The sequence below is a fragment of the Advenella sp. S44 genome (assembly GCF_002810445.1).
Taxonomy (GTDB): domain Bacteria; phylum Pseudomonadota; class Gammaproteobacteria; order Burkholderiales; family Burkholderiaceae_B; genus Advenella.
Genome location: NZ_NEXS01000003.1, coordinates 1,192,650 through 1,218,981, shown reverse-complemented (window position 1 = coordinate 1,218,981; position 26,332 = coordinate 1,192,650). Strand labels below are relative to the sequence as shown.

At 56.8% G+C, this 26,332-nt stretch carries 24 protein-coding genes and 1 pseudogene; 6 read left to right on the top strand and 19 right to left on the bottom strand.

Going from position 1 to position 26,332, the window contains the following annotated elements:
• Positions 1 to 73: 73 nt before the first annotated feature.
• The 6 genes from fabG to CAP48_RS09655 form a co-directional block, all read right to left on the bottom strand.
• On the bottom strand, positions 74 to 820 hold the full coding sequence (fabG, locus tag CAP48_RS09680) for a 3-oxoacyl-ACP reductase FabG (RefSeq protein ID WP_100695936.1): 747 nt from the start codon (positions 818 to 820) through the stop codon (positions 74 to 76).
• A gap of 9 nt (positions 821 to 829) precedes the next feature.
• The gene (gene fabD, locus CAP48_RS09675; protein ID WP_100695934.1) at positions 830 to 1,762 is read right to left on the bottom strand and encodes an ACP S-malonyltransferase; all 933 of its coding nucleotides are present in this window, start codon (positions 1,760 to 1,762) and stop codon (positions 830 to 832) included.
• Between the two features lie 24 nt (positions 1,763 to 1,786).
• On the bottom strand, positions 1,787 to 2,761 hold the full coding sequence (locus CAP48_RS09670; RefSeq protein WP_100695932.1) for a beta-ketoacyl-ACP synthase III: 975 nt from the start codon (positions 2,759 to 2,761) through the stop codon (positions 1,787 to 1,789).
• Between the two features lie 60 nt (positions 2,762 to 2,821).
• Positions 2,822 to 3,862: a phosphate acyltransferase PlsX gene (gene plsX, locus CAP48_RS09665; RefSeq protein ID WP_100695930.1), complete on the bottom strand. Its 1,041-nt coding sequence runs from the start codon at positions 3,860 to 3,862 to the stop codon at positions 2,822 to 2,824.
• Positions 3,863 to 3,963: 101 nt separating this feature from the next.
• Positions 3,964 to 4,146 carry a 50S ribosomal protein L32 gene (rpmF, locus tag CAP48_RS09660; protein ID WP_100695928.1) on the bottom strand — a complete coding sequence of 61 codons (183 nt, stop codon included), beginning with the start codon at positions 4,144 to 4,146 and terminating at the stop codon, positions 3,964 to 3,966.
• Between the two features lie 57 nt (positions 4,147 to 4,203).
• Positions 4,204 to 4,761: a DUF177 domain-containing protein gene (locus CAP48_RS09655; RefSeq protein WP_100695926.1), complete on the bottom strand. Its 558-nt coding sequence runs from the start codon at positions 4,759 to 4,761 to the stop codon at positions 4,204 to 4,206.
• A 407-nt stretch (positions 4,762 to 5,168) separates the two neighbouring features.
• Between CAP48_RS09655 and CAP48_RS09650 the strand changes: the two genes are divergently transcribed.
• The gene (locus tag CAP48_RS09650) at positions 5,169 to 5,771 is read left to right on the top strand and encodes a Maf family nucleotide pyrophosphatase (RefSeq protein WP_192871304.1); all 603 of its coding nucleotides are present in this window, start codon (positions 5,169 to 5,171) and stop codon (positions 5,769 to 5,771) included.
• Complete coding sequence (locus tag CAP48_RS09645; RefSeq protein ID WP_100695922.1) at positions 5,768 to 6,469, top strand: SAM-dependent methyltransferase; 702 nt, start codon at positions 5,768 to 5,770, stop codon at positions 6,467 to 6,469. The genes CAP48_RS09650 and CAP48_RS09645 overlap by 4 nt, the downstream gene beginning before the upstream one ends.
• 170 nt (positions 6,470 to 6,639) lie before the next feature.
• Here the strand turns inward: CAP48_RS09645 and CAP48_RS09640 are convergent, their stop codons facing one another.
• The 5 genes from CAP48_RS09640 to CAP48_RS09620 all read right to left on the bottom strand — a co-directional run bounded on the left by CAP48_RS09640 (position 6,640) and on the right by CAP48_RS09620 (position 11,019).
• The gene (locus tag CAP48_RS09640; RefSeq protein WP_100696764.1) at positions 6,640 to 7,443 is read right to left on the bottom strand and encodes an N-acetylmuramoyl-L-alanine amidase; all 804 of its coding nucleotides are present in this window, start codon (positions 7,441 to 7,443) and stop codon (positions 6,640 to 6,642) included.
• Between the two features lie 93 nt (positions 7,444 to 7,536).
• Positions 7,537 to 8,217, bottom strand: coding sequence for a sulfite oxidase heme-binding subunit YedZ (locus tag CAP48_RS09635; RefSeq protein ID WP_100695920.1), 681 nt, complete (start codon positions 8,215 to 8,217; stop codon positions 7,537 to 7,539).
• Between the two features lie 17 nt (positions 8,218 to 8,234).
• Positions 8,235 to 9,215, bottom strand: coding sequence for a protein-methionine-sulfoxide reductase catalytic subunit MsrP (msrP, locus tag CAP48_RS09630; protein ID WP_100695918.1), 981 nt, complete (start codon positions 9,213 to 9,215; stop codon positions 8,235 to 8,237).
• A gap of 112 nt (positions 9,216 to 9,327) precedes the next feature.
• Positions 9,328 to 9,993 carry an HAD-IA family hydrolase gene (locus CAP48_RS09625; RefSeq protein WP_100695916.1) on the bottom strand — a complete coding sequence of 222 codons (666 nt, stop codon included), beginning with the start codon at positions 9,991 to 9,993 and terminating at the stop codon, positions 9,328 to 9,330.
• A gap of 72 nt (positions 9,994 to 10,065) precedes the next feature.
• The gene (locus tag CAP48_RS09620; RefSeq protein ID WP_100695914.1) at positions 10,066 to 11,019 is read right to left on the bottom strand and encodes an RluA family pseudouridine synthase; all 954 of its coding nucleotides are present in this window, start codon (positions 11,017 to 11,019) and stop codon (positions 10,066 to 10,068) included.
• A 551-nt stretch (positions 11,020 to 11,570) separates the two neighbouring features.
• Here CAP48_RS09620 and CAP48_RS09615 point away from each other — a divergent pair.
• Positions 11,571 to 14,903 carry an Rne/Rng family ribonuclease gene (locus CAP48_RS09615; RefSeq protein WP_100695912.1) on the top strand — a complete coding sequence of 1,111 codons (3,333 nt, stop codon included), beginning with the start codon at positions 11,571 to 11,573 and terminating at the stop codon, positions 14,901 to 14,903.
• Between the two features lie 154 nt (positions 14,904 to 15,057).
• Here CAP48_RS09615 and CAP48_RS09610 read toward each other — a convergent pair.
• From CAP48_RS09610 to CAP48_RS09585, 6 genes and pseudogenes are all read right to left on the bottom strand, one after another.
• Positions 15,058 to 16,023, bottom strand: a pseudogene (locus CAP48_RS09610) (Bug family tripartite tricarboxylate transporter substrate binding protein).
• A 479-nt stretch (positions 16,024 to 16,502) separates the two neighbouring features.
• Positions 16,503 to 16,943: a MarR family winged helix-turn-helix transcriptional regulator gene (locus CAP48_RS09605; protein WP_100695910.1), complete on the bottom strand. Its 441-nt coding sequence runs from the start codon at positions 16,941 to 16,943 to the stop codon at positions 16,503 to 16,505.
• Between the two features lie 14 nt (positions 16,944 to 16,957).
• Entirely contained in the window at positions 16,958 to 17,833 is an 876-nt protein-coding gene (accD, locus tag CAP48_RS09600) for an acetyl-CoA carboxylase, carboxyltransferase subunit beta (RefSeq protein WP_100695908.1), read from the bottom strand.
• Positions 17,834 to 17,856: 23 nt separating this feature from the next.
• Complete coding sequence (trpA, locus tag CAP48_RS09595) at positions 17,857 to 18,693, bottom strand: tryptophan synthase subunit alpha (protein WP_369806335.1); 837 nt, start codon at positions 18,691 to 18,693, stop codon at positions 17,857 to 17,859.
• A 3-nt stretch (positions 18,694 to 18,696) separates the two neighbouring features.
• Complete coding sequence (gene trpB / locus CAP48_RS09590; protein ID WP_100695904.1) at positions 18,697 to 19,896, bottom strand: tryptophan synthase subunit beta; 1,200 nt, start codon at positions 19,894 to 19,896, stop codon at positions 18,697 to 18,699.
• Positions 19,897 to 19,949: 53 nt separating this feature from the next.
• On the bottom strand, positions 19,950 to 22,304 hold the full coding sequence (locus CAP48_RS09585; protein WP_369806334.1) for a bifunctional (p)ppGpp synthetase/guanosine-3',5'-bis(diphosphate) 3'-pyrophosphohydrolase: 2,355 nt from the start codon (positions 22,302 to 22,304) through the stop codon (positions 19,950 to 19,952).
• A gap of 422 nt (positions 22,305 to 22,726) precedes the next feature.
• Between CAP48_RS09585 and CAP48_RS09575 the strand changes: the two genes are divergently transcribed.
• Complete coding sequence (locus CAP48_RS09575; protein ID WP_100696762.1) at positions 22,727 to 23,236, top strand: flavodoxin family protein; 510 nt, start codon at positions 22,727 to 22,729, stop codon at positions 23,234 to 23,236.
• 143 nt (positions 23,237 to 23,379) lie between these two features.
• Here the strand turns inward: CAP48_RS09575 and CAP48_RS09570 are convergent, their stop codons facing one another.
• Positions 23,380 to 23,730 (bottom strand): RidA family protein, encoded by a 351-nt coding sequence (locus CAP48_RS09570; RefSeq protein ID WP_100695898.1) that lies wholly within the window; start codon positions 23,728 to 23,730, stop codon positions 23,380 to 23,382.
• An 82-nt stretch (positions 23,731 to 23,812) separates the two neighbouring features.
• A complete protein-coding gene (gene pncB, locus CAP48_RS09565) occupies positions 23,813 to 24,988 on the bottom strand; it encodes a nicotinate phosphoribosyltransferase (RefSeq protein WP_100695896.1) in 1,176 nt (391 codons plus the stop codon).
• Between the two features lie 114 nt (positions 24,989 to 25,102).
• On the opposite strand from pncB, the gene fdxA reads away from it, so the two are divergent.
• Together fdxA and CAP48_RS09555 are read left to right on the top strand one after the other, a co-directional pair.
• Complete coding sequence (gene fdxA / locus CAP48_RS09560; protein ID WP_100695894.1) at positions 25,103 to 25,426, top strand: ferredoxin FdxA; 324 nt, start codon at positions 25,103 to 25,105, stop codon at positions 25,424 to 25,426.
• 20 nt (positions 25,427 to 25,446) lie between these two features.
• Entirely contained in the window at positions 25,447 to 26,226 is a 780-nt protein-coding gene (locus CAP48_RS09555; RefSeq protein WP_100695892.1) for a ferredoxin--NADP reductase, read from the top strand.
• Positions 26,227 to 26,332: the final 106 nt, after the last annotated feature.

The following is a 26,332-nucleotide window of genomic DNA, read 5'->3' as shown; positions in this document are numbered from 1 at the left end:
TCGGCATCAGCAAGCCAGGATACCGCCTCAAAGCGCCGCCTGACAGCGGCTGCCATTGTACGGCCAAACCCACTTACTGCATGAACATACCCCCATTCACATGCACCGTTGTACCCGTAATATAACCTGCGCCGGGCCCTGCCAGGAAGGCAACAGCGTTGGCCACATCTGCCGGCTGGCCCAGGCGGCCAAGCGGAATCTGGCCCAGCAGCGCAGCGGTCTGGTCATCGCCCAGCGCGCGCGTCATATCGGTATCGATAAATCCGGGGGCCACGCAGTTGACAGTGATGTTGCGACTGCCCAGCTCGCGTGCCAGCGCCCGCGTCATGCCTGCTACGCCTGCCTTAGCGGCGGCATAGTTGGCCTGCCCGGGATTGCCGGCAGAAGCAACAACCGAAGTCACGTTAATGATACGGCCTGCGCGCGCTTTCATCATAACCCGCAGCACGCCGCGCGAGAGCCGGAATACAGATTCCAGATTGGTCCCGATAACGGCGGACCAGTCTTCGTCTTTCATGCGCATGGCCAGGCCATCACGCGTAATACCAGCGTTATTGACCAGGATATGAGGACCGCCTTCTTTGGCCAGCTCGGCAAGCAAGGCATCGCAAGCGGGACCATCGGTAACATTGAGCACCACGCCGCGACCCTGGTTTGCTGCCAGCATCTCGCTGATCGCTTGCGCGCCCGATTCCGATGTGGCCGTACCCACGACGGTTGCGCCGCGTTTGGCCAGTTCAAGGGCAATTGCCTTGCCCAGCCCGCGGCTGGCGCCGGTGACCAGCGCAATTTGTCCGGAAAGTTCGTTTTGTTCTGACATGCCTGTTCCTTATGCGTTGATTTGGCTAAGCGCGGCATCCAGGGATGCCTGATCGTTGATTGATATCGTTACCAGCTCGGGCTCGATACGCTTGATCAGTCCGGCCAGCACTTTGCCCGGACCACACTCCACCACGTGGGTGACGCCCTGCGCCTTCATCGCCTGGACTGTTTCTACCCAGCGTACCGGGTGCCAGGCCTGGCGCACCAAGGCATCGGCAATGGCCTGTGTATTGGGCGCAATTTCGACATCGACATTATTAATGACTGCAGCGCTTGGCATGGCCAGCGTCAGACCGCCCAGCGCCTTCTCCAGCACTGCGGCCGCCGGCTGCAGAAGCCGGGAATGAAATGGCGCCGACACTGGCAAAGGCAGGGCCCGCTTCGCCCCACGGGCCTTGGCCAGTTCGCACGCGCGCTGTACAGCTTCCTTATTTCCCGCAATCACCACCTGGGCGGGCGCGTTGAAGTTGACCGGCTCCACAATGTTATCGGCGCTGGCCTCGTTGCACACGGCGAGCACCGTGTCGTCATCCAGCCCCAGAATCGCCGCCATACCGCCCGTGCCCACCGGCACCGCGTCCTGCATGGCGCTGGCGCGAATACGCACCAGGCGCACGGCATCTTCAAGCGAGAACGTGCCGGCAGCCGTCAGCGCCGAGTATTCGCCCAGGCTGTGCCCAGCCATCACTTGCGGCCTGGGGCCTGCAGCCTGACACCACGCCTCATACATGGCGACACTGCAGGCCAGCATGACGGGCTGGGTATTGACGGTGAGATTGAGTTCTTCGGCCGGGCCCTGCTCGACAAGAGCCACGAGATCCTGGTCCAGTGCCGAGGAGGCGCGCTGCATGGCAGCGTCGATGACGGGGTTGCCCGCCCATCCGGCAAGCATGCCAACGGTTTGTGAACCCTGTCCCGGAAATACGAATGCGAGTTTCATAATTTTCAGTGTTGAAGTAAGAATTCAGATACGGGCAAGTACCGAGCCCCAGGTGAAACCGCCGCCGACGCCCTGCATAAGAACCAGATCGCCCTTTTTGATACGACCGTCACGGCGTGCCACATCAAATGCCAGCGGCACACTGGCCGCCGAGGTATTGGCGTGCTCAGCGACCGTAGCGATGACTTTTTCCTTGGGGATACCCAGCTTGCGGCCCAGGAAATCAATGATCCGGATATTGGCCTGGTGCGGTACCATCCAGTCCAGGTCGCTAAGCTGCACACCGGCTTTTTCGCATACCTGGCGCGCCGACTTATCCAGAACCGTCACAGCCTGCTTGAACACGGACTGACCGTCCATGCGCAGGAAGGGATCGCCGGTCACCTGGCCGTTTTCGATCCGGCCGGTCGTGTTCAAAATCGTGTGAAGCGAGCCGTCGGCATGCAGCTGTGAAGCCAGTATGCCCGGCTCGTCAGAAGCCTTCAGAACCGTGGCGCCGGCGCCATCGCCGAAAAGCACGCAGGTGCCGCGATCATTCCAGTCCAGAATCCGCGAGAACACTTCGGTGCCGATGACCAGCGCGTTACGCGCGTTGCCCGCACGGATAAAACTGTCTGCAGTCGCCAGCGCGTACACAAAGCCGCTGCAAACGGCCTGAACATCGAACGCAGCGCCGCCCTTGGCGCCAAGCTTTGCCTGAATCATGCAGGCGGTGCTGGGAAAAATGAAATCGGGTGTAGAGGTAGCGACAATGATCAGATCCAGATCGGCCGCAGCGATACCGGCATCGGCAAGCGCTTTTTCGGCCGCCAGAAAACCCAGGTCGCTGGAGGTGACGCCGGCATCAGCCAGATGTCGCTGATGAATACCAGTACGCGTCACAATCCATTCATCGGAGGTCTCAAGACCGCGCTGGGCCATATCTTGAGCAAGCATCGTGTTTGTGACACAGTTTGCGGGTAAATAACTTCCCGTACCCACGATGGTTGAATAAGTCATGTATGGCTCCGAAGACAATATAAATAAGTAAAGCAGGCAATTTTATAGTTTTTATAGCTATTATGCGCTGCTTTCCGTATTTTTTGAGCGAATGAGTTGACTGATCTGCAGGACAGAGCTGGAGGTTTTCTCCAACAGTTTGCTGGCCACCGCCTCGCGTGCGCGCTCCAGTGCGACCGTATAGGCATAGATATCGGCCGAGCCATGACTTTTGATAACAACGCCACGCAAGCCAAGCAATGCAGCGCCATTATGGTTGCGTGAATCGACCCGGTTGCGAAAGCGATTCAGAACGGGCCGCGCAACCAGGCCGGCTGCCATGGTGAACGGGTTACGCATGAATTCGCCACGAATCATGCTTCCAATCATCTTGGACAAACCCTCAACGGACTTGAGCACCACATTGCCGACAAATCCATCACAGACCACCACATTGGTCGTCCCCTTGAAGATGTCGTCGCCTTCTACATTACCATAGAAATTCAGGTTGCTGGCGCGCAGCAGCTCGGCCGCTTCCTTGACCACATCGTTGCCCTTGATGGCCTCCTGCCCGATATTGAGCAGGCCGATCGAGGGGTTTTCAATATGTTCCACCGACTGGGACAGCGCGGCGCCCATGATGGCAAATTCAAGCAGATGCTCAGCTGTGCAGTCGACATTGGCGCCCAGATCCAGCACGGTGGTTGTGCCGCCACGCTGATTCGGAATGGCCGCCGCTATGGCCGGCCGATCAATGCCTTCCAGGGTCTTGAGCACGTATCGCGAAATGGCCATCCAGGCACCCGTATTGCCGGCAGACACGCAGGCATCGGCCCGCTCCTGCTTGACACAGGTGACCGTCACTCGCATAGAGGAATCTTTTTTCTTGCGCAGGGCCATGTCCACCGGATCATCCATGGTAACCACTTCGGATGCGGCGACAATTTCAAATTGTGCGGGATTTGCCGGACGCGCCTGTTTCAGGGCTGCCTCTACCTGATCAGGCAGACCAACCAATAGAAAACAGGTATCAGGAAACTTCGCGGCGACCTGAACGGCCGCCGGAACGGTGACGGGAAGGCCATGATCGCCTCCCATACAGTCAATTGCAATTCTGATCACTATAAATAATGTTTCCGTTACGGTAATAAATCGAAGCGGTCAGCATCTTACCGGAGATTACCGCCGACAGGCTGCCCTTCTCTTACCGGATAAACAGAGAATTATTCGTCGTTTTTGGTTTTCAGAACTTTGCGGCCACGGTATACGCCGTTGGGGCTGATGTGGTGACGCAGGTGCAGTTCACCGGTGGTTGGCTCGATCGCTGTGGCAGGCGCCGTCAGAGAATCGTGCGAACGGTGCATACCGCGCTTTGAAGGTGTCTTTTTGTTTTGTTGAACGGCCATGATGACTCCGAAAATAAATACTGCACAACCCGAAAATTATGCAAAAAATAAGTTAAGTTACTGCTTCTTTAAAGCTGCCAGCGCCGCGAACGGCGATGGTTTCTTGTCTGTCCCCTCAGGTGTTTCCTGATTGTCATACTGCACGCATGCATAATCATGCCTGGGTATGTAGGGCAGACTCAGGATTAATTCGTCTTCCACAAGTTCCAGCACCGACTGACTGGCCTGAGCCAGAATGCGGTCCGGCGCATCCATATCCGGATCGTCGATCTCGCTGTCTTCGTCCAGCGCCGCCTGATGCGTGACCACTTCCAGCGGCACAACGCTCTCGACCTCATAGACAAAAGGTCGCATACAACGCTGACAGATCAGGATCGGTCTGGCGCTGACTTCCAGATGAAGATAACGTTTTCCGTGTTGAGTGCGTTCTCCACGCACAGACCAGCGTACCAGGCCATCGACTGCGCCAGCGCTATCGGCATCGCCCACGGGCAAAACCTGCGCTGGCAATAGGTCACTTATCCGTGAAAATGCCGATAACGGCGTCTCCCCGCGTTGCTCTGCATTGCGAGAGATAAAATCCAGTACGTCGATCACAGGATGACCGGGTTTCATAAAATAGCCAAATATTGTATTACAGATATCTGCTTGCTGAGCATTATAAATGTTTTATGCCAATATCCCTATCAAAAAAGACATTTCATAAATCCTGGTTATTAAACAGAGCCCGCGATCGAATGCGCAATAAATCGGTTTTATCACAAACCGGTTCTGCACCTTTATCCGACAACAAACCCGATATAACGACCGGATACACAACAAACACAACAAATCCGGTACTGCTGAGCCACCTATGAGGCCCGATTTCAGACTGCCAAATCGATTGCAAAAACGACTGCTAATTGCACTGACAAACAAATTCGGCGACCCAGGTTTCGCAGCGGGTTTCTACAACAGACCCACACAATCCCCGGAAAACATAAGATAATAACTTGTTCACATCCGATAAGTCAATGAAAACCATGTCATTTTCCCCTCCGCGTCTTATTCTCGCGTCATCATCAATCTATCGCAAGACCATGCTGCAGCGCCTGGGGCTGCCGTTTGATACCGTGTCCCCGGATATCGACGAGTCCGCCCTGCCCGGCGAAACACCCGAGGCGCTCTCGCAACGCCTGTCGCTGACCAAGGCACAACACGTAGTCGGCCAATACCCCAATAGCCTGGTCATTGGTTCGGATCAGGTTGCCACCCATGACGGCAAACCGATAGGAAAACCTGGATCGCATGCGCGCGCCTTTGAGCAGCTGCGCGAACTGTCAGGAAAAACCGTGGCGTTTCACAGTGCCCTGGCGGTCACCGACGGCGTGCGCAGCGCCGTGGCCGATGTGGTTACCCACTGCCGGTTTCGCGCCCTGACCGACCAGGAAATCGAGCATTACCTGAACATGGAAAAGCCGTTTGACACCGCCGGCAGCGCCAAGGCAGAAGGCCTGGGCATCAGCCTGATGGAGTCAATGTACAGCGACGACCCCACTGCCATTATCGGGCTGCCGCTGATTGAATTGTCGCGCATATTGCGCAGTTTCAAACTGAACCCTACCCTGCTGGCCCAACCATTATGATTAGTACGCTTCACCTGCTCCCCGTCAGCCTCGGGCAGGCGCCCCTGGAGCAATGGCTACCCGCCGGCGCCCGACAACAGGCGTCGGAACTGAAAACCTATATCGCTGAAAATGCAAAATCGGCGCGCGCTTATCTGAAGCAAACGGGCACCACGGGCCCAATACAGGACGTCACGATTCATACGCTGGGCGCAAAAACGCCCGAGGCAGAGATACGGCGGTGGCTGACTGAAACCAGCGGCCAGATCGGGCTTGTTTCCGAGGCCGGCTGCCCGGCGGTGGCTGATCCGGGAGCACGCGTCGTATTGCTGGCTCACCAGTTGAACATACACGTGGTGCCGTGGGTAGGCCCGTCTTCCATTTTGCTCGGCCTGATGGCCAGCGGGCTGGACGGCCAGCGTTTTACCTTTCATGGATATGTGCCGATTGCACCGGCAGAGCGCGGCAAACAGCTCAAGAGCTGGGAACAGCTCTCATCGCGCCACAACCAGACGCAACTGTTTATTGAAACCCCTTACCGCAATCAGGCCATGTTTACCACTCTGCTTGGCACCCTGAACCCGTCGACCCGACTGTGCGTTGCGCGGGCGCTGACCACCGCCGATGAATGGATCCGGACCGACACCATTGCCGGATGGAAACGAGCCCCGCTACCGGACCTGGACAAGTTCCCCACTTTGTTTCTATTCCTGGCATGACAGGGCGGCGGTGTGGGCTGCAGTGAGGGCTTACACACTGAGCTATGTCGTGACTGCTGCGCAAAAGGTTACGCGCAGCGCAGACCTGCTCCGTTACGGTAGCCACCAGGTTTAGGCGCCGGCCTGTGCCCTTACGGCGGCCGCGAGATCCTGCGCGCTAGCCTGTGGCATTACTGCTGCTGCGTAGACATTTGGCCCGCCAGATCCTGGCCAATGGCCACAGTCTGCGCGTCGGCATGACCGCTGATGTCTTTGGGCCGGTAATGCATCTGGAATGCGCGAATAACCTGTTGCGTCTGGCTGTCCCATACCCCGCTTTGTCGTATCGGATAGCCAATATGCGCCAGCAGGCGCTGAATATACTGTGCATCCGCGAGCATGTCCGCCGTCACTTGCGGTATTCGCCGCGCCACTGCCTGCTCATCGTACCAGCGCCCCAGCCCCTGCCGGGCCAGTTCCCGCCACGGGAAAACCGGACCCGGATCGGTCTTGCGCAAGGGCGCGATGTCGCTATGCGCCACGATATTCCACGCCTTGACTTGATGGCGCGACTGAATGTCACGCAGCAACGCCGCCAGCGCCCTGATCTGTGAGTCCGGATATGGCGCCCAGCGTGTTTGCGCGGTATCCAGCGGCCCCGCATTGACAATTTCAATACCAATGGACATACCATTCAGGTTCGGGTATTCAAACCATTGACTCAGGCCCGCATGCCAGGCGCGCCGGTTTTCATCGACCAGCGCATAGATTTTGACCGGTTCATCGGTAATTAAGTAATGGGCACTGACGCGGCCCTGGGTAAGCAAGCGGAGGGAGTCGGCACGATTTTCCGAGGTATAGTGCAGCACAATAAAGCGCACCCTGCTGTCCTGCGCTGCGGCGCGCTGTGACGTATCGACCCGCAAGCCGGTGGCGCAGCCGCCCAGCCATAATGAGGCGGCTACCAGCACCAACAGCCAGGCCCGTCTTTGCATGGTCATGTCCTCTCTTTGATATACGGTAAACGATGGATGGCGGCGGTGGTGGGAGATAAACAATGGAAGGCGGCGGTTATGGGCCACTCGCTTCTATGTCTCAGCCAGACGGCGGCGATTACGCCATGCCCGCGCCACCCGCCACAGCAATAACAGAGCCAGCAGCGTACCATACAGGATCGGATCGGCAAAATCGTTCTTGCCCGCGCGCATCAGCCAGTAATGGACAATACCCAGCACGCCGATTGCATAAATACTTCGATGCAGACGCGTCCAGCTCATGCCAAGACGGCGCATCCAGCCCTGGGTGGAGGTGAGCGCCAGGGGCAACATGAGCAGAAATGCCGCCATGCCGACAAAAATGAAGGTGCGATCCAGCACATCGGTGATCATCGAAGACAGGTCCATATTGCGATCGAGCACAATCCAAGTCAGCAGATGCAATGTGACATAAAAAAAGGCGAACAGGCCCAGCATACGCCGCAAGCGCACCAGCGCCGGCTGATCCAGCATTTGGCGTAGCGGCGTCACGGCAAGCGTAAGCAACAACATGAACAGCGTCCAGAAACCGGACGAGCGGGTAATGAACTCGACCGGATTGGCGCTCAGGCCGTCGTTGTAGCCCAGATAAAACCAGCGCAAAAAGGGAATCAGGCAAAGCAGAAACACCAGGGGCTTGCCGCGTCCCACCTGTTTGGCTGTCCAGCGCCTGCGTGCCACCGGCGCAACCCGTGCGCCTGCCGCTGGCGAGGCGGTACCGGTCGGTTCAGTCATAGTAGCCAGCCCCCGGCTCAATAATTGGCGCGCAGATCCATACCGCTATACAAGGAGGCGACCTGTTCGGCATAACCATTAAACTTCAAGGTTGGCACTTTCGGATCGAAAAAACCGCCACCAATGACCCGTTCGTGCGATTGGCTCCAGCGCGGATGCGGAACATCGGGGTTCACGTTGGCATAAAAGCCGTATTCCGATGGCGCAATCGCCACCCAGCTAGTCTCAGGTCTGCTTTCGGAAAGCACAATTCTGACAAGGGACTTGCCCGACTTGAAGCCATATTTCCAGGGAACAATAATGCGCAACGGCGCCCCATTCTGATTGGGCAGGCGCTTGCCGTAAAGCCCGAAAGTCAGCAAGGTAAGCGGATGCATAGCTTCATCCATTCTGAGGGCCTCCCGATAGGGCCAGGGAATGATGCGATCATTCAGCCCCGGCATGGCCTCGGGCTGGGTATCGGTCACAAACTGGACATATTTGGCCTTGCTCGTCGGCTGCACCTGCTTGAGCAACGCCGACAGCGGGTAGCCCACCCACGGAATAACCATGGACCAGGCCTCAACACAACGCAGCCGATACACCCGCTCTTCCTGCGGCGCCAGCTTGACCAGCTCATCCAGATCAAATGTGCGCGGCTTCTCCACTTCACCGCTGACCTGTACCTGCCAGGGCTCGATACGCATCTTCCCCGCATAATCCAGCGGATCGCTCTTGCCAGTACCGAACTCATAAAAATTATTGTAGGACGTGATGTCCTTTTCCGTGGTCAGTTTGCGATCGATTTTCGCTGCGGAATATTGCGGATTGGGCTGTATGCCGTCCATGGCGGGCAAAGCGGCGGCCGCCGTCTGAGGCAGCACCGCGCCCAGACCGGTGAGGCCTGTTCCGGCGGCGATGCCCGCCATTTGCTGCATCCATTGCCTTCGTGATTGCCAAACGGACTCAGGCGTAATCTGGGAAGCGGGAATACGGGGATATCGCAAGCGTGAGGACATGATTGACTCCGATGACTTGTGGCCTCGAAAAAGGCAACAATAAGTACGAATATCGCTTCGTAACGCAGAAACACGACCGCTACTCGAAATGCGAATATCGCTTCTTGATCGATTAGACAGCCATTTTCTGACAATGTTCCAGCAAAAATCCATGCAGTTGTGCCGGCGTGTGTGCGATCAGGGTGGGTTTGCTCGCCACCAGTTCCTCGGCCGTGTGTGCGCCATAGGTAACAGCAATGCTGTCCATGCCTGCAGCCTGGGCCATCTGGATGTCATGCGATGTATCACCGATCATGATAGCCTGAGCGGCAGGCACATCCAATTGTTCCAGAATTTCCTCCAGCATTTTCGGGTGCGGCTTGCTAAATGTCTGGTCTGCGGTACGGGAAGCATCAAAATAATGTCCCATGTTCATGCCATTCAGAACGCGATCGAGCCCGATGCGGCTTTTACCCGTTGCCACAGCCATCAAGACATCCTGGCTCTTTAACTGATCAAGCATCGCCATGATACCGTCGAATGTGCGCAAATCAGGGTCCCGAAGCAGGTAGTGGATGCGGTATCGTTCCAGGAACCGCGGCAACTGAGATGCCGTCAAATCCGGCACAGCGCGATGCAGGGCCTGATCGAGCGACAGGCCAATGACCCAGCTGGCCTGCGCCACCGTGGGCACCGGCAAATCCATATCGCGACAGGCAGCCTGAATCGCGGCGACAATGGTATGGGTTGAATCCATAATCGTTCCATCCCAATCGAAGATGGCAAGAGAGTAAGGCATTTTTAATTCCGTATTATGAAATGATCAGATAAAACGCTAAAGCTAATTACCGCAACAACCGGACGGCTGCACTCAGCGGCGGAGGGCCAGCGTATCCAGCAGCTGCTGGCATACAAGGGGTAGCGGCGCAACCAGGGACAGCGGCTCCTGAGTAAGGGGATGGGCAATGTCCAACGTATGGGCATGCAGGAACATGCGGGCAAATCCCTGCCGCGCGAACGCCATGCGGGTGTCGTCATTACCATACTTCTCGTCGCCCACAATGGGGAAACCGCTAGCGGCCAAATGCACCCGTATCTGGTGGGTGCGCCCCGTGCGCAGTTCGGCCTTGACCAGCGTATATCGGCCAAAACGCATTTGCATGCTCACAATTGTATGGGCGGACTTGCCTTCGGGTCGTACCCGCACCCGCCGCTCGCCCTCGCGGGTCAGGTATTTCTCCAAGGGCAATCGTATATGCTGCCGGTCGTTCACCCAATCGCCCTCGACCAGGGCCAGGTAACATTTGCGGCCCTGGCTTTCCTTGAGCATCCCGTGCAGTGCGACCAGCGCCGCGCGTTTCTTTGCAATCATCAGCAAACCCGAGGTTTCCTTGTCCAGGCGGTGGGCCAACTCCAGAAAGCGTGCCTCGGGACGGGCCGCGCGCATCTGCTCGATGACCCCGAAAGACACGCCACTGCCCCCGTGCACGGCAACGCCAGACGGCTTGTCAATGACAATCAGCGCGTCGTCCTCAAAAACAATAGGAAATCGGCCGGCCGGCACCACCCGCTTTTCGTCGGGGGTGGCTACCCGCAAGGGCGGAATCCGGATTTCATCGCCCTCTTTTACCCGATATTCTGCCTGGACCCGGCCCTTGTTCACACGCACCTGGCCGCTACGAATCGCCTTGTAAAGATGGCTTTTTGGGACACCCTTGCACTCGCGAATGAGAAAATTATCAATACGCTGACCGTCGGATCCGGCATCGGCCCGAACCAGCCGAACAGAAAAAGTTGGTTTTTTATCAGAAGTTTGTTTGCACATACTCAAAAGAGCCTTATAATTCGGAGACCACAAAAAGACTGAATTAAAACCGTCCGGCGTTGAGAAACCCGTAGTCCAAGAAACTGCAAGCAGGTCTCCGCCCGTCAGCCAAATACGCATTGTACCGTCCTAACGTCAATCCGCTATCTGTATTTCAGTCTTTTGAGTGACTGGTTTGTAAACACTGCGGCGCCTGTCGTATCTGTTATTAAGGCGGCAGGCCATACATCATCTGCCCACAGATATCACCGCCATTGTGTTTATAAGCGTACAGAATGAACGAAGCGCCCTAGTTTTTATTCTGTCCTGACGCCACCGCAAGGGGCGGCAGGACAGAACACAGAAGAATTCAACAATTGAAATTACTTTACTCTGTTAATTTTCTGACCGGCTCTGCTGCACGTCGACACCCGACGGCAGATAGTCCCACATAAAGCGCCCCGACTTCGCGCGGGATCCGCGCGAGTCAGTCGTCTGTTCTTACGTTTCACCAGTTATTCGTGGTGAGTGCAACGGCGTTCGTTGCACTCGTTTAACGGAGAAACTGCTCTATGAAACGCATGTTATTCAACGCAACGCATCAAGAAGAATTACGCGTTGCGATTGTCGATGGCCAGAAGCTCATCGACATCGATATCGAAACCGCCGGCCGTGAACAACGCAAGGGAAGCATCTACAAAGGGGTCATCACACGTATTGAACCCGGCCTGGAAGCCTGCTTTGTCAATTATGGTCACGATCGCCACGGTTTTCTTCCTTTCAAGGAAGTCGTCCGCGGCTATTTCAAGGATGGCGTGGATGTGCGCACTGCACGCATCCAGGACGCCCTGCACGAAGGCCAGGAACTGATTATTCAGGTGGAAAAGGAAGAACGCGGCAACAAGGGCGCAGCCCTGACCACGTTCATATCCCTGGCGGGCCGCTATCTGGTCCTGATGCCCAACAACCCGCGTGGTGGCGGCGTATCGCGTCGCATCGAAGGCGAAGACCGCCAGGAACTGCGCGATGCCATGGAGCAGCTTGATCTGCCTTCGGGCATGAGCATTATTGCCCGTACCGCCGGCATTGGCCGCAGCGTGCCCGAACTGCAGTGGGACTTGAAATACCTGCTGCAACTGTGGAACGCCATTGACGCCGCCGCCAAAGACTACCCTGCCCCAGTCCTTATTTACCAGGAATCGAGCCTGGTTATTCGCGCCATCCGCGATTATTTCTCGCCCGACATCAGCGAAATCCTGATCGACACTGAGGCCATTACACAACAGGCAACGGCATTCATGCAGGACGTCATGCCTGACAATGTCAATCGCGTCAAACGCTATCAGGATGATATTCCCCTCTTTTCGCGATTCCAGATCGAACACCAGATTGAAACCGCGTATTCACGTACCGTCCAGTTGCCCTCCGGCGGCTCTGTCGTTATTGATCACACAGAAGCGCTGGTTGCCATTGATGTGAACTCGGCCCGCTCTACCCGCGGCGCCGATATCGAAGAAACCGCCATGCGCACCAACCTGGAAGCGGCCGAAGAAGTGGCCCGCCAGCTGCGCCTGCGCGACCTGGGTGGTCTGATCGTGATCGACTTCATCGACATGGAAGACAACAAAAACCAGCGTGCGGTCGAACAGAAACTGCGCGATGCCCTGCATGTGGATCGCGCCCGGGTCCAAATGGGAAAAATTTCCCGTTTTGGTCTGATGGAACTGTCGCGCCAGCGCCTGCGCCCGGCATTGAACGAAGGCTCGCATATCACCTGCCCACGCTGTAACGGCACGGGCGTCATCCGTGACGTCGAATCCAGCGCTCTGAATGTGCTGCGCCTGTTGCAGGAAGAAGCCATGAAGGAAAATACCGCTGCCCTGCACGCACAGGTGCCAGTGGAAGTGGCCACGTTCCTGATGAACGAAAAACGGGCCGATATCGTCAAGCTTGAATCTCGCCTGAAAGTCAATCTGGTCCTGATCCCGAACAAGCATTTCGAGACGCCACACCATCATATCGAACGCATTCGCTATGACGATTCACGCCTGGATGATCCGAAAGCCAGCATCGAACTGATTGAAGCGCCGGACACCACGGTCACGTGGGAATCGACCAAGGAAAAATCCGAGCATAACGAGCGCCCAGAAGCGCTGGTCAAAGGGATTTCTCCAGACCAGCCGGCGCCCAGCGCAATCAAACCACCGGTGGTTGCACAGCCCCAGGTAAGCGCTGCTAGCAACCCGCCAAGCATTCAGGGAATATTCCAGAAAGTGCTGTCCTGGCTTGCCGGTCCGAAAACAGCGGCGCCTGCCGAGCCGAAAAAAGTAGCATCCCCAACCGAAAAAACGGGCGGACGCAATACACGTAGCGGTTCGCGTTCCTCTGCCAGCGGTGAACGCAGTGAACGTGGCGAGCGCGGTGGACGCAATCGCCGTGGCGACAAACGCACAACGGCCAAATCTGAAGAGGAAGGCGAAAACCGCCGCAGTCCGCGTGGACGCCAGCGCAAGCAGGATGATACCGGCACGCAGGACAGCGCGGCCGATAGCAAAGCGCCAACGATCGCAGCCAGCCAGGCGAGCGCCGGCACGGAAGAGACCCCAGGTCGCAGCCGCAATCGCCGTGGACGCGGCCGCAACCGACGCAACACCGGGGATGAAACCGAAGTCGCAACAGCAACCGGCGCTGCTACCGCGGTAGACGCCGCACAAACGCCGACATCGGACTCTGCACAAACGGACGCAGCGCCCGCGCCACGACGTGGTCGTCAGGCCAGCGCAGAAGCTGCCGCCCGCCCGACTCCGCTAGAACAGGATCTGATCGACGACGATTCGGAAGAGGAAAACGATCGCGCCACAGACGGCGAAGACACCCAGACGGGTGATGCCGAACCGCGTCGCCGTCGTCGTCGCAGCCGTCGTGGCCGCCGTCAGAATGATTCGGTAGAAACGACAGACAGTGAAAAAGCGTCTTTCGTGCCCAATGAAGTGCTGCTGGCCACAGGCGCGGGTGCCGCTGCTGAGGCCGTCGCATCAGCACAGACAGGTGATGCAGACAGCAAAGCTGTTTCCACACCGGCAGAAAGCACGGTCGCTTCAGGCGAGACTGCATCGTCTGGACAAGGTAATCAGTCGACTGCCCGCTCGGAAAAGACTGCAATGGATACCACTGCGTCCAAAACCGCAGACGCTGCCACACCAGCGGCTGATCATCCGGTGGCTGCCCTGACCGAACCAGCTAGCGCAGCAGCCGAGCCCGTTGCGCCATCAACACCCGCTGAAGCAGCAACACCGGCCGAATCAGTTGAGCCTGCCATCTCAGGCACGCCCCCTGAACCAGCGACACCAGCCGCACCAGTTGAGCCAGCGACATCAGGCAAGTCTGCCAAACCAGCGAAACCGGCTGCCGCTGTTGCTTCTGACAGTGCCCCGGCACCAGCAACCGCTAACGTTGCTGCAACCGAGACAACTGCTGATGTCCCGGAAAATGCCGTGACTCCGGCCCAGCCCCCTGCCAAACAGGCTAAGCCGCAGACAGAGCCGCAATCGGCCGCAATTGCCGAAGAACCGGCACCTACTGCAGCCGCTCCAAAGTCCGTTTCAGATGCCGCGCCGGAATCGGCTTCAGAACCAACTTTGAACTCGGCTTCAGACGCAGCCCCGGAATCGGCTTCAGAGACGGTCGACGCGGCAGCTGCCGTTTCAGCACCGGCCAATGCCACCAACAAAGAAGCGCTCAAAGAAATCGTTTCTGGTGTTGGCATGGAATGGGTAGAAACCCGCTCTGGCCTCACGGAAGAAGCGATGATGGCTCCTCCTCCAAAACCTGCAGGACGGCCGCGCAAAGCTCGCAATCAGGTTGAGGCCGAGCCGCTGGAGATCGTCGAAACCCGCGACGTGTAAGCATTGTGGGCCGGTCTCCCCGCTTGGAAACTGGCCACGCAATGTAAAAAAGCCCCTTGTCTGTTTCGCTGTAGCCATTACAGCGGGACAACAACAAGGGGCTTTTTGTTGGCTGCACACCCAAAAATGAGTGATCTATCGCAAGGCTTGCCCGTTACTGCAGCGTAATGTTTCCGGCCTCGATAATCTTGGCCCAGTCTTCCCGCTCCTTGTCAGCGTAGGATTTGAATTCAGATGACGTCATGGGCATGATTTCCACACCCATGGCTTCCACTTTCTTGCGCACTTCATCACTTTGCAGTGTGGCCTTCAAATCAGAATCCAGTTTTTCTACCACCTCATCGGGCATGTCGGCCGGACCAACCAGGCCCTGCCAGGCATAGGCGACAAAATCGCCCACCCCTTCCTGGGCCATGGTGGGCACATCCGGCAACAAAGCCAGACGTTCAGGTACGGTTGCGGCCAAAACACGCACCTTGCCGGCCTTGATATTGGGCAGTGACGCTCCCAAGTCGCCGAACATCAGATCGACCTGGCCGCCGATCAGGTCTTGCAAGGCCGGCGCCGCGCCCTTATAGGGCACATGAACGATATCGGTTTTGGTCAATTGCTTGAAGCGCTCGAGCGCCAGGTGGTGGGGCGAGCCCGCACCGGCCGAACTGGCCGACAGTTTGCCCGGTTCTTTTTTGGCTGCTTCAATCAGCTCGCTGACCGTCTTGTACGGGGAGCTGGCGGGCACGGCCAGCAACAGCGGGAAGCGAGCCAATCCGCCAATATAGGTAAATTTGGCCGGATCATACGTCAGGCTTTTATACAGCGATGGATTGAAGGCCAGCGTCCCTGAATCGGCCGTACCCACTGTATGGCCATCGGGCTTGGCCCGTGAGACTGCGGACGCCCCAATGGCGGTTCCGCCGCCAGGCCGGTTCTCTACCACAATGGTTTGCCCCAGCTTTTGCTCCAGAGACTTCGCAACAGTCCTGGCAATCACGTCTGTCCCGCCACCGGCCGGATACGGAACTACCCAGGTTACCGGGCCTTACGGCCACGCAGCGTGAGCGCCCGTCACAGCCACGCTCAGGACGACCAACGACAACCATTGTTTGATATTCATATTCAGTTTCTCCATGAATCGATTTTTATATAGGCGGGTTTTATGGCGGCACAGAAGCGCAGGCATGTTTGATATAAGCGGCTTTGATACAAATGTCGTTGATACAAGCAGCTCTTCTACAGGCAGCTCTATTACTGGCACCGCTTTTATGGCAGTGCTTTATACAAGAGAAGAGTGCGTATACAAGAGAGCTTATAAACCCAGTAAATGATGCCACTGCGTTCGCTTTATGCATAGTGGCACTTTCCACTATTTGATCAGCGCCGCAATTTAATCGACAAATCAACTGATCTCAAGCACGCCAGCATTCGTACTTACCCGAAAATACCGAAGCAGGAGACGCGAGTCAGGAGATGTGAAGATGTGAAGATGTGAAGATGTGGAGATGTAAAGATGTGAAGATGTGGTGAACGCCGATGATGCCAAGGATACAGACAATCCCGCACATGTTGCGACCAGTACGCCGACTTATATGCGCGCTGATCTCAATCAGTCAGGTTTTGATGAATTTTTCCAAACAGGCCGAACAGCAATTGTTTTTCCCGGGCTGTGAGGGATTTGAGCGCCACTTCATTGCGCTCAACGATGAGATCGACAATGTCGGTATAGACTTGTTGCCCGGCCTCGGTCAGGAACAGCTCGAACGCCCTGGCATCCCGGTTGTCGCTGCGCTTTTCAATAATGCCCTTTCCGACCAGGGAGACGACCGCCCGGCTTGCCTGGCTTTTATCAAGGTTGGCCAGCCGGGCCAGCTGTATGACCGACAGGGTCCCGTAGTAACCAAGAACGGCGATCGTGCGCCCTTCCCCGGCATTCAGGGCGATCCGTTGAATGTCTGAGTAGTCGACACGCCGATCAATCAGTTTGGATAATTGATGTAACTGATAGGTCAGCGTTTTTTCGAGTCGAAACGCGTCAGATTCCATCCGTGCCTCCTGCCTTAGGCAGAAACCGCTTCACTGGACTGACGAGTGAGCAAGGCCATCAGTCGCGCCAGTTCCGTGCGCAATTGGCGTCGGTCAACCACCATGTCGACAGCGCCTTTCTCAAGCAGGAACTCGGCACGCTGGAAGCCTTCGGGCAACTGCTCGCGAACGGTCTGCTCAATCACGCGCGGTCCGGCAAAACCGATAAGCGCCTTGGGCTCTGCAATGACCACATCGCCCATGAAAGCAAAACTTGCCGAGACGCCGCCCATGGTCGGGTCGGTCAGCACACTGATAAACGGCAGCCCTTCCTGGGCAAGGCGGGTAAGCATGGCATTGGTTTTTGCCATCTGCATCAGCGAAAACAGGCTTTCCTGCATGCGCGCGCCGCCCGAGGCCGCCACACAGATAAAGGGTGTTTTGTTCTGGATTGCAGCACGAACCCCGCGCACAAAACGCTCGCCAACGACCGAGCCCATGGAGCCACCCATGAAATCGAATTCAAAGCAGGCAAGCACAACCGGAACCGTGCAGATGCTGCCACTCATGACGACCAGCGCATCAGATTCTCCTGATTTTTGCGTGGCTTCTGCCAGTCTCTCGGGATATTTACGGCTGTCCTTGAATTTGAGCGGATCGGTAGAGCGAATGCCTTCGCCGATTTCTACCCGACCGTCTGCATCGAGCAGCGCTTCAATGCGTGCACGCGCATTCAATCGCATGTGATAGCTGCATTTGGGACATACGTGGACGGTTTCAACCAGGTCATCGTTATACAGCACCGATTCGCAGGATGGGCATTTTACCCACAGGCCTTCGGGTACGCGACGCCCCTGCTGCTCGGTTTTCTTGTTGATGCGTGGTGGAAGAATCTTGTCTAACCAGCTCATTATCAATCCTTATTTCTGAATGCTTATTTTCTGTTCTGATCCAGCGCCTGCCGGATCTGTCGCAACCAGTCCGAGGCAGCAGTCACTGCCACCTCGGACGGGTTTGCCGATGGTTGTAGGGAGATCGCCTGTGCAATGGTTTCTATCAAGCGACTGCCAATCACGACTGCGTCGGCAGCGTCGGCAACCTGTACAGCACTGGCTGCATCCCGGATACCGAATCCCACGCCGACCGGGATGGAAACATATTTTTTGATGCGCGCCACCCGTTCCCGCACATCGTTCAAATCAATGGCCGATGAGCCGGTCGTGCCCTTGAGCGAGACATAATAAAGATACCCCTCAGCTCGCTTTGCTACCGCCTGAATACGCGCCTCGGTCGAGGTGGGCGACAGCAGGAAAATGGGCGAAATACCGTAGGTGCGAAGATCATCGGAAAGATCATCATATTCTTCTGGCGGACAGTCGACAATCAGTATTCCGTCCACGCCCGATTTACTGGCTTCGCTTGCGAAGGCGTGCTGGCCCATGGCTTCGATGGAGTTGGCATACCCCATCAAGACGACCGGGGTACTTTGGTCCATCTTGCGGAACGTGGCAACCATGCCGAGCACATCCGCCAGACCTACGCCCTTGGCGATGGCGCGCGCAGTGGCCTGCTGTATGACCGGCCCGTCAGCCATGGGGTCTGAAAAAGGCACCCCAAGCTCGATAATATCGGCGCCTGCCCTGACCAATGCATGCATCAGCGGAACCGTTGCTGCCGGTTCAGGATCGCCTGCTGCAATGTAGGGAATCAGCGCAGTGCGCCGCCCCAGTCTTGCAAATGTTTTATTGATCCGTTGCTGGCTCATTGCCATTCCTTACAGGTCAACGCCGGTATATTCGGCAACGGTATGCATATCCTTGTCGCCCCGGCCCGACAAACACACCAGCAAAATGGAGTCGCGCGACAAGGTTGGGGCCAGCTCGGCGGCATAGGCCAGCGCATGCGCCGACTCCAGGGCCGGCATAATGCCTTCCAGACGGCAACATTGACCAAACGCATCCAGAGCCGCATTGTTGTCAACGGCCACATAGGCGGCGCGGTTGCTGTCATGAAGCCAGGCATGTTCGGGGCCAACACCGGGGTAATCGAGCCCAGCCGATACCGAATGGGTTTGCCGGATCTGCCCGTCGCGGTTCTGCAATACATAAGTACGATTGCCATGCAGCACGCCCACCTGACCACCGTTGATGGAGGCTGCGTGACGGGACGTATCCAGCCCCTGGCCGGCCGCTTCAACACCGATCAGCTTGACTTTGGCATGCGCCAGATAGGGATAAAAAATGCCCATGGCATTGGAGCCGCCGCCAACACACGCAATAACCGCGTCCGGCTGGCGCCCGGCGCAGGCCGGCATTTGTTCTATGCATTCCTGACCGATGATTTGCTGAAAATCGCGCACCATGGCCGGATAAGGGTGAGGACCGGCGACCGTGCCGATAATATAATAGGTCTCCTCAATTCGGGTGACCCAGTCGCGCATAGCTTCGTTCAGTGCGTCTTTGAGTGTGCGCGAGCCCGATTCAACGGGCACCACCGTGGCGCCAAGCAGCTTCATGCGATAGACGTTTGAAGCCTGGCGCCGCACGTCTTCGGCACCCATGTAGATCACGCACTCCATGCCATAACGCGCAGCGACCGTGGCCGTTGCAACGCCATGCTGGCCTGCCCCGGTTTCTGCAATAATACGTGTTTTGCCCATTTTGCGGGCCAGCAGAATCTGCCCGATGCAATTGTTGATCTTGTGCGCACCGGTGTGATTCAGGTCTTCGCGCTTGAACCAGATTTGCGCCCCGCCCAGTTGCTCGGACCAGCGGCGGGCGTGATACACAGGGCTGGGACGCCCGACAAAGTGCGCCAGTTCGTAACGATACTCGGCAACAAAGTCAGGGTCTTCCTTGTATTTTTCGTAGGCTTCATTCAGTTCCGAAACAGCGTGCATCAGCGTTTCGGCAACGAAAACGCCACCGTAACGACCGAAGTGGCCCCTGTTGTCGGGAAAGGAATAAGCAGTCAAATTGGCTCCTGGCGTCGGCTTCAGACGAGAAGTAAAGGGCTATTTTACATGTTTTAACAGCGTGAAGCGCTGATAATTCCAGGGATATCCAATATGGCATTCATGGCTTTTCGCAGTTGTTCCCCGTCCCGGACCTCTACCGTGAAATGCAAATGGGCGATTGAAGCCTTGCTCTGGGTGTTGACACCCACCACATTCAGTTTCATTCGGGAAAACAACTCGGTCAGATCCTTGAGCAGACCGTTGCGATCTTGCGAGTGAATGGCAATATTGACCGGATAAACGGTATCTCCGGTATCGCCCCAGGTCACTTCGATAACACGCTCGGGACTCTTGGATTTCATGACGGCAAAAGACGGGCAATCGCTGCGGTGAATGGATACGCCCCGTCCCCGCGTGACAAAGCCGCCGATCGGATCTGGCGGCGCAGGATGGCAGCAGCGTGCCAGCTGCGTAAGCAAGGAGTCGACCCCAACCACCAGCACGCCGCTTTTGCCTGTCTTGGCCGCACTTTGCGCGCCTGATTCGCGCGCGACAATGGTATCGTACGCAGCGGCGGGATCGGGATCGGGCTCCTGAAAGGCAGTGGCAATCTGGCGCAGACTGAACTCGTCCTTGGCCACCGCCACGTACAGATCATCGCAATTGGCAAAGCCCAGTCTCTCGGCCAGTTGGTCCAGGTTGACCGCCGTTTTACCCAATCGGGCCAATTCCTTTTCGACCAGGTCCTGGCCGGTGGTGATCCGCTTTTGCAGTTCGATGGCATTGAACCACAAGCGCACCTTGGCGCGCGCCCGCGGACTGGCCAGATACCCAAGCTGGGTGTTGATCCAGTCACGTGATGGTCCGCCGGATTTGGCAGCAATAATTTCCACCGTCTGCCCATTGAGCAGCTTGGTGTTGAGCGCCACCATCTGCCCGTCGACCCGCGCTCCCCGGCACCGGTGGCCCAGGTCTGTATGCAAATGATAGGCAAAATCGACCGGTGTCGCCCCTTCGGGCAGCTCGATCACGCGCGCCTGCGGCGTCAGCACATAAATGCGTTCCGTGTTTTTTTTGTTCTCGCGCTCCTGCCGCGAGGGCTGCGCCTTGGACTGTGGCGCAGCCGGCCCCGCCGGCCGGGCCTTATCCGATTGCGCGGCCCCCGCCTTATCGGTGATCGCTGCCGGCACCTCGGGGGAAGCGCCAACAGGATCACTGACAGGCAGGCCGACCTCTTTGCGCCATGCCAGCAACTGACGCATCCACGACACCTGGCGATCGTACATGGACACGGCGGCGACCTGGCCGCCCTTGGGCCCGGCTTCCTTGTAGCGCCAATGCGCCGCCATCCCGTACTCGGCAAAATCATGCATCTTGCGGGTACGGATCTGCGCTTCAAAAGTATGTCCGTCAGCCGTTTTGAGCACGGTGTGCAGCGACCGATAGCCATTGGGCTTGGGCCGCGCAATATAGTCATCGAATTCATTCATGACCGGCGTCCAACGCGCCTGCAACAGCGACAGCGTGGCATAGCAATCACGTTCATTGGCCACAATGATACGGATGGCCAGCAGATCGTACAGCTGGTCGAAACTCAGGCCCTTGTTGCGCATCTTATTGTAGATGCTGTAGATATGCTTGGCCCGCCCCGAGACATCCGCCTCGATACCCATATCTGCCAGTGAACCTGCGATGTCATCGGTCAGCGACTGAATACGGGCTTCGCGCTCGATGCGCTTGCCTTCCAGCTTGCGGGCAATGTCCTTGTAGACTTCAGGCGAAAGGAATCGGAAGGATAAATCTTCCATTTCCCACTTGATCTGCCAGATTCCCAGGCGGTTGGCCAGGGACGCATAGACATCCCGGGTCTCTTCGGCCAGTTCGATCGGGCACGGATTTTTCGTTTCTGCGTACCAGCGCAAGGTTTGCAAACGCGAGGCCAGGCGGATGAGCACAATGCGAAGATCGCTGGCCATGGCCAGCAGCATTTTGCGCAGCATCTCCCGCTGTCCCGACGATTCATTGCGTCCCTGGGACGAGGCATTACGGGCAATGGCGCCAATCCGCAGCAGTGCACGCGAACCGTTAATCAGGCTGAACGTTTCCAGGCCGAAAAGATCGATGAGCTCATTTTTCCGATCCTGTGCGGATTCGTCATCCAGATCAATGGGAATGGCCAGCACCAGCGCCGCAACAAGCGTGGGTGCATCCAGTTGCAGAAGCGCCAGGATTTGCACCATTCCCTTGGCGTGGTGGATAGACGGCTCTCCGGTTGCGATGGCACCGTTTTGCAAGAGAGGGTCACACCAGTTGATCGCCTGTTGCACCATATTGCGTCCGGCATCATCCAGACCGGCACATACGGCATTCATCCACGCTTCGTCCTGGAAGGAATCCGGTATGAACTCGGGTTCTGTTGTTTTCATGTGCAAAAGCCAAAGGCTATATTCGGAATGTCTATAGGAGCATTATGCGCCATCGTCCCTGGATACCCATTGTATTGCACCTGCCATAAGCGGACACAAATAACCCGGCGAGCTGCGGCACATTCATGCAAAGCCGTATTTTAACGCCGCTGGCGCAAAAAAGAGCGGGCTTGCGTGATTTGTTCATCCGGTAGACAATTTGAATAACGCCGTAACCCTGGGATTTGGCAGAAGGCCATTCCTGCGCAGTTGCCCATGCAAGCGGGCTTGGCCCCTTGCCTCTTGCAATGCGGCCGCCCACGCTGGCATGGCCTTTGCTCATTTTATTAACCGTCATCGACAGGAGACGCGGTGCTGGCTCTCGAGTATTCGAGCAACAGGCTTGACGACACTCAGCCCCAGACCAGCCGGCAATGTATTTTATGCCAACTGAAATTACTCCCGGTTCGCTGCTGATCCTGTGGCACTCCAGGACAGGCGCTGCCGAGTCTGCAGCGCGAGAAGCCTGCCAAGCGGCTGGGGCCATCCGCGCCGAGCTTGGCGAAAGCCACAATGTACACATCAAGCGCGCCTGTGATGTAACACCCCAGGACATGCTTGAAGCATCAGCCTATCTGTTTTGCGCGCCGGAAAACCTGGCTTCGCTCAGCGGGGAAATGAAAGAATGTCTTGACCGCTTGTATTATCCGCTGCTGCATCGCATCGAAGGCCGGCTCTTTAGCGTGATTATTACCGCCGGAAGCGATGGAGAAGGTGCGCTACGCCAGTTGCGGCGTATTTGCAGTGGCTGGAGGCTGAATGAGCGTGTGCCTGGCATTATCCTTAACATGCAAAGCGATACCGAAGCCGCCATTCTGGCGCCCAAGACCCTGTCGCCGACGCAACTGGCGCAAGCGCGGGAAATTGGCGCAACGCTGTTTGCCTTGCTATAGCTTAATATGTGAAGCAACGCGGTTTGGCCTGCTGCCGCATTGCAGGCGGCAGGCGCTCGGCCTCTACCTGGAAGGCGCTGCCGGCGGGCAGCAGCACGGGCCGATTACCTGCCAACAATGCCGCCCATGACGGCGTTGCCCGCTTATATTGCCGCAGTCGCGATGATTTCTACTTTATAGTCAGGGTTGGCCAGGCGCGCTTCGATCGTGGCGCGTGGCGGCGCGTTTTCTTTGGAGACCCACTGATCCCACACCTTGTTCATCTGATCGAATTCTTTGATGTTCGCCACAAAAATCTGCACCATCAGCAGGCGTTCCTTACTGGTGCCGGCTTCCTTGAGCAGCGAGTCGATGATACCCAATACCTGTTTGGTCTGGCCTTCCATATCAAGCGTGACATCTTCAGGGACCTGACCGGCCAGGTAGACGACGCCGTTGAATACGGCCATATCGGAAAGGCGGCTGCCCACATTGGTACGCTTGATATCACCCATGACTACTCCTGTCTGAACGTTGTGAAAAGCGTGCATTATCACACAGCCTGCGCCATCCGGACACAACCGCGGCGTCATTTTTTCAGGCGGGAGGCAGGTCAAACACGTGACGCAAATAACTCAGATAAGCAGGATCATCGCACATGGTTTTTTCGGGTTCATCTGACACCTTGGCAACCGGCTGGCCGTTGCAGCGAACCATCTTCATAACGATCTGCAATGGCTTGACGCCCAGATCGTTAGTCAGGTTGGTGCCAATGCCAAAGGACACTTTGCAGCGTCCGCTAAAGCGCCGATGAATGTCCATTGCCACCGGGAAGCTTAAGCCGTCTGAAAACACCAGCGTCTTGGTTGACGGGTCAACCCGGTTATTGCGGTAGTGAGCTAGCAAGCGCTCGCCCCATTCGAAAGGATCGCCCGAATCATGCCGCGCCCCATCGAACAGCTTGCAAAAATACATGTCGAAGTCGCGCAAAAACGCATTGGTCCCGTAAACATCGGACAACGCAATCCCAAGATCGCCTCGATACTCCATGGCCCATTTTTCCAGGGCAAACACCTGGGAGTCGCGCAAGCGCGGCCCCAATGCCTGGCAGGCCTGCAAATACTCGTGACCCATGGTGCCCAGCGGCGTGACACCATATTGCTTGGCCATCAGCACATTGCTGCTGCCGGCAAAGTTGACGCCCATCTGCTTTTGCAATGTCTGCACCACCTCGTGATGCCACTCACCCGAAAAACGGCGGCGGGTGCCGTACTCGGCCACTTTGAAGCTGGCCATGTCGGCAGCGCTGGTGATGAGCTGGATTTTTTCTTCAAGCCGCCGCCGCCCTTCTTCATAGTCCAGGCCCGGCGCCTTGTTACGGAAATACACTTCGTTGACGATCGCCAGCACGGGTATTTCGAACAGGATGGTGTGCAGCCAGGACCCTTTGACTTCAATGGAAATTTCGCCCGGTTCCTGGCCCGGTGTCACGAAGATGCATTTTTCGGGCAGATGAAACAGGCCAAGGAACTCAACAAAATCGCCCTTGATAAAGCGCAGATTACGCAGATAATTGAGTTCATCTTCGGAAAACCGAAGCTGGCACAGATCGTGGATTTCGCTACGGATTTCTTCGATATACGGCTGCAGGTTTATGCCCTTGGATCGGCACTTGAACCGGTATTCGACCTGCGCTCCCGGAAAATGGTGCAGTACCACCTGCATCATGCTGAACTTGTACAGATCGGTATCGAGTAGGGATTGGATGATCATGATGACGTCATTATGTTTTCATAACCATATCACAGCTATAGGGTTTTGAGCATATTCACCCAAAGATTAGGTAAAATCCTAATTTGACAAATAAATATTTAATCTGGAGTGGTAATGACTCACGTCGTGACCGAAAACTGCATCAAATGTAAATACACCGATTGCGTCGATGTCTGTCCGGTGGATTGTTTCAAAGAAGGTCCCAATTTTCTGATTATTGATCCGGATGAGTGCATCGATTGCGCTGTCTGTATTCCCGAATGTCCGGCCAATGCCATTTTTGCAGAAGAAGATGTACCCCAGGACCAAATGAAATTTATTGCCATTAACGCCGAGCTCAGTGCTGACTTTCCAACCATCAGCCGATCGGTCAAGCCTTTGCCCGACGCCGACGAATGGAACGGGAAAGAAGATAAACTGCAGTATCTCGAACGCTGAACAAGGCACGCATCCGCTGTATGACACAGGAAAAATACACTCGCCAGATTATCACCGGCCGGACAGAGTGGATTCCCGGCAAACTTTTCTCGATTGTGACGACCAAAGATCCCGCATTCCAGTTTGTGCCGGGCCAATTCGCCCGGCTTGGCCTGCCGGAAAATGCCCTCGACGATGCGAAACCCGACATCTGGCGGGCCTATTCCATGGTCACCCCGGCCCATGCCGATGGCCTGGAGTTTTATTCGATTGTCGTGCCCGAAGGTCAGTTCAGCCCGCGCCTGCACGATTTGCAGGTGGGCGATGCAATATACGTCGATAAAACCGCTTTCGGCTTCATGACCATTGAGCGCTTCCCCCAGGGAGGACAACTGTGGATGCTGGCCACCGGCACCGGCCTGTCGGCCTACCTGCCCATGCTGGACGACCCGCAAACATGGCGGCAGTTTGAACGCATCATCCTGGTGCATGGCGTAAGACAGGCCAATGAGCTGACCTATCAGGAGCAGATCGCAAGCCTTGCTCGAAAATACGCAGTCAACGAGCAACAGTTTGTCTACCTGCCGCTGGCGTCGCGCGAGGCGTTGCCCAACACGCCGCAAGCGCGCATTACGACGCTGATCAGCTCCGGGCAACTGGAGCAACTGACCGGCGCCGGGCTGGATCCGGCCATCGCCCGCGTCATGCTCTGCGGCAACCCGGCAATGGTGACCGATGCCCGTAAAATTCTGGCCGACCGGGGCTTTGCGCCGGGGCGTCGTGGTGTGCCGGGCAACCTGGCTGTGGAAAACTACTGGTAACGACGGTCTGGCCGGCATACCAGCCAAAAGGAAAGACGTGGTCACGGTTTTTGAGCCCTTGCTGGCCGTTTACCACTGATTACATCGTCCAGGCCGCCGGCCGGCG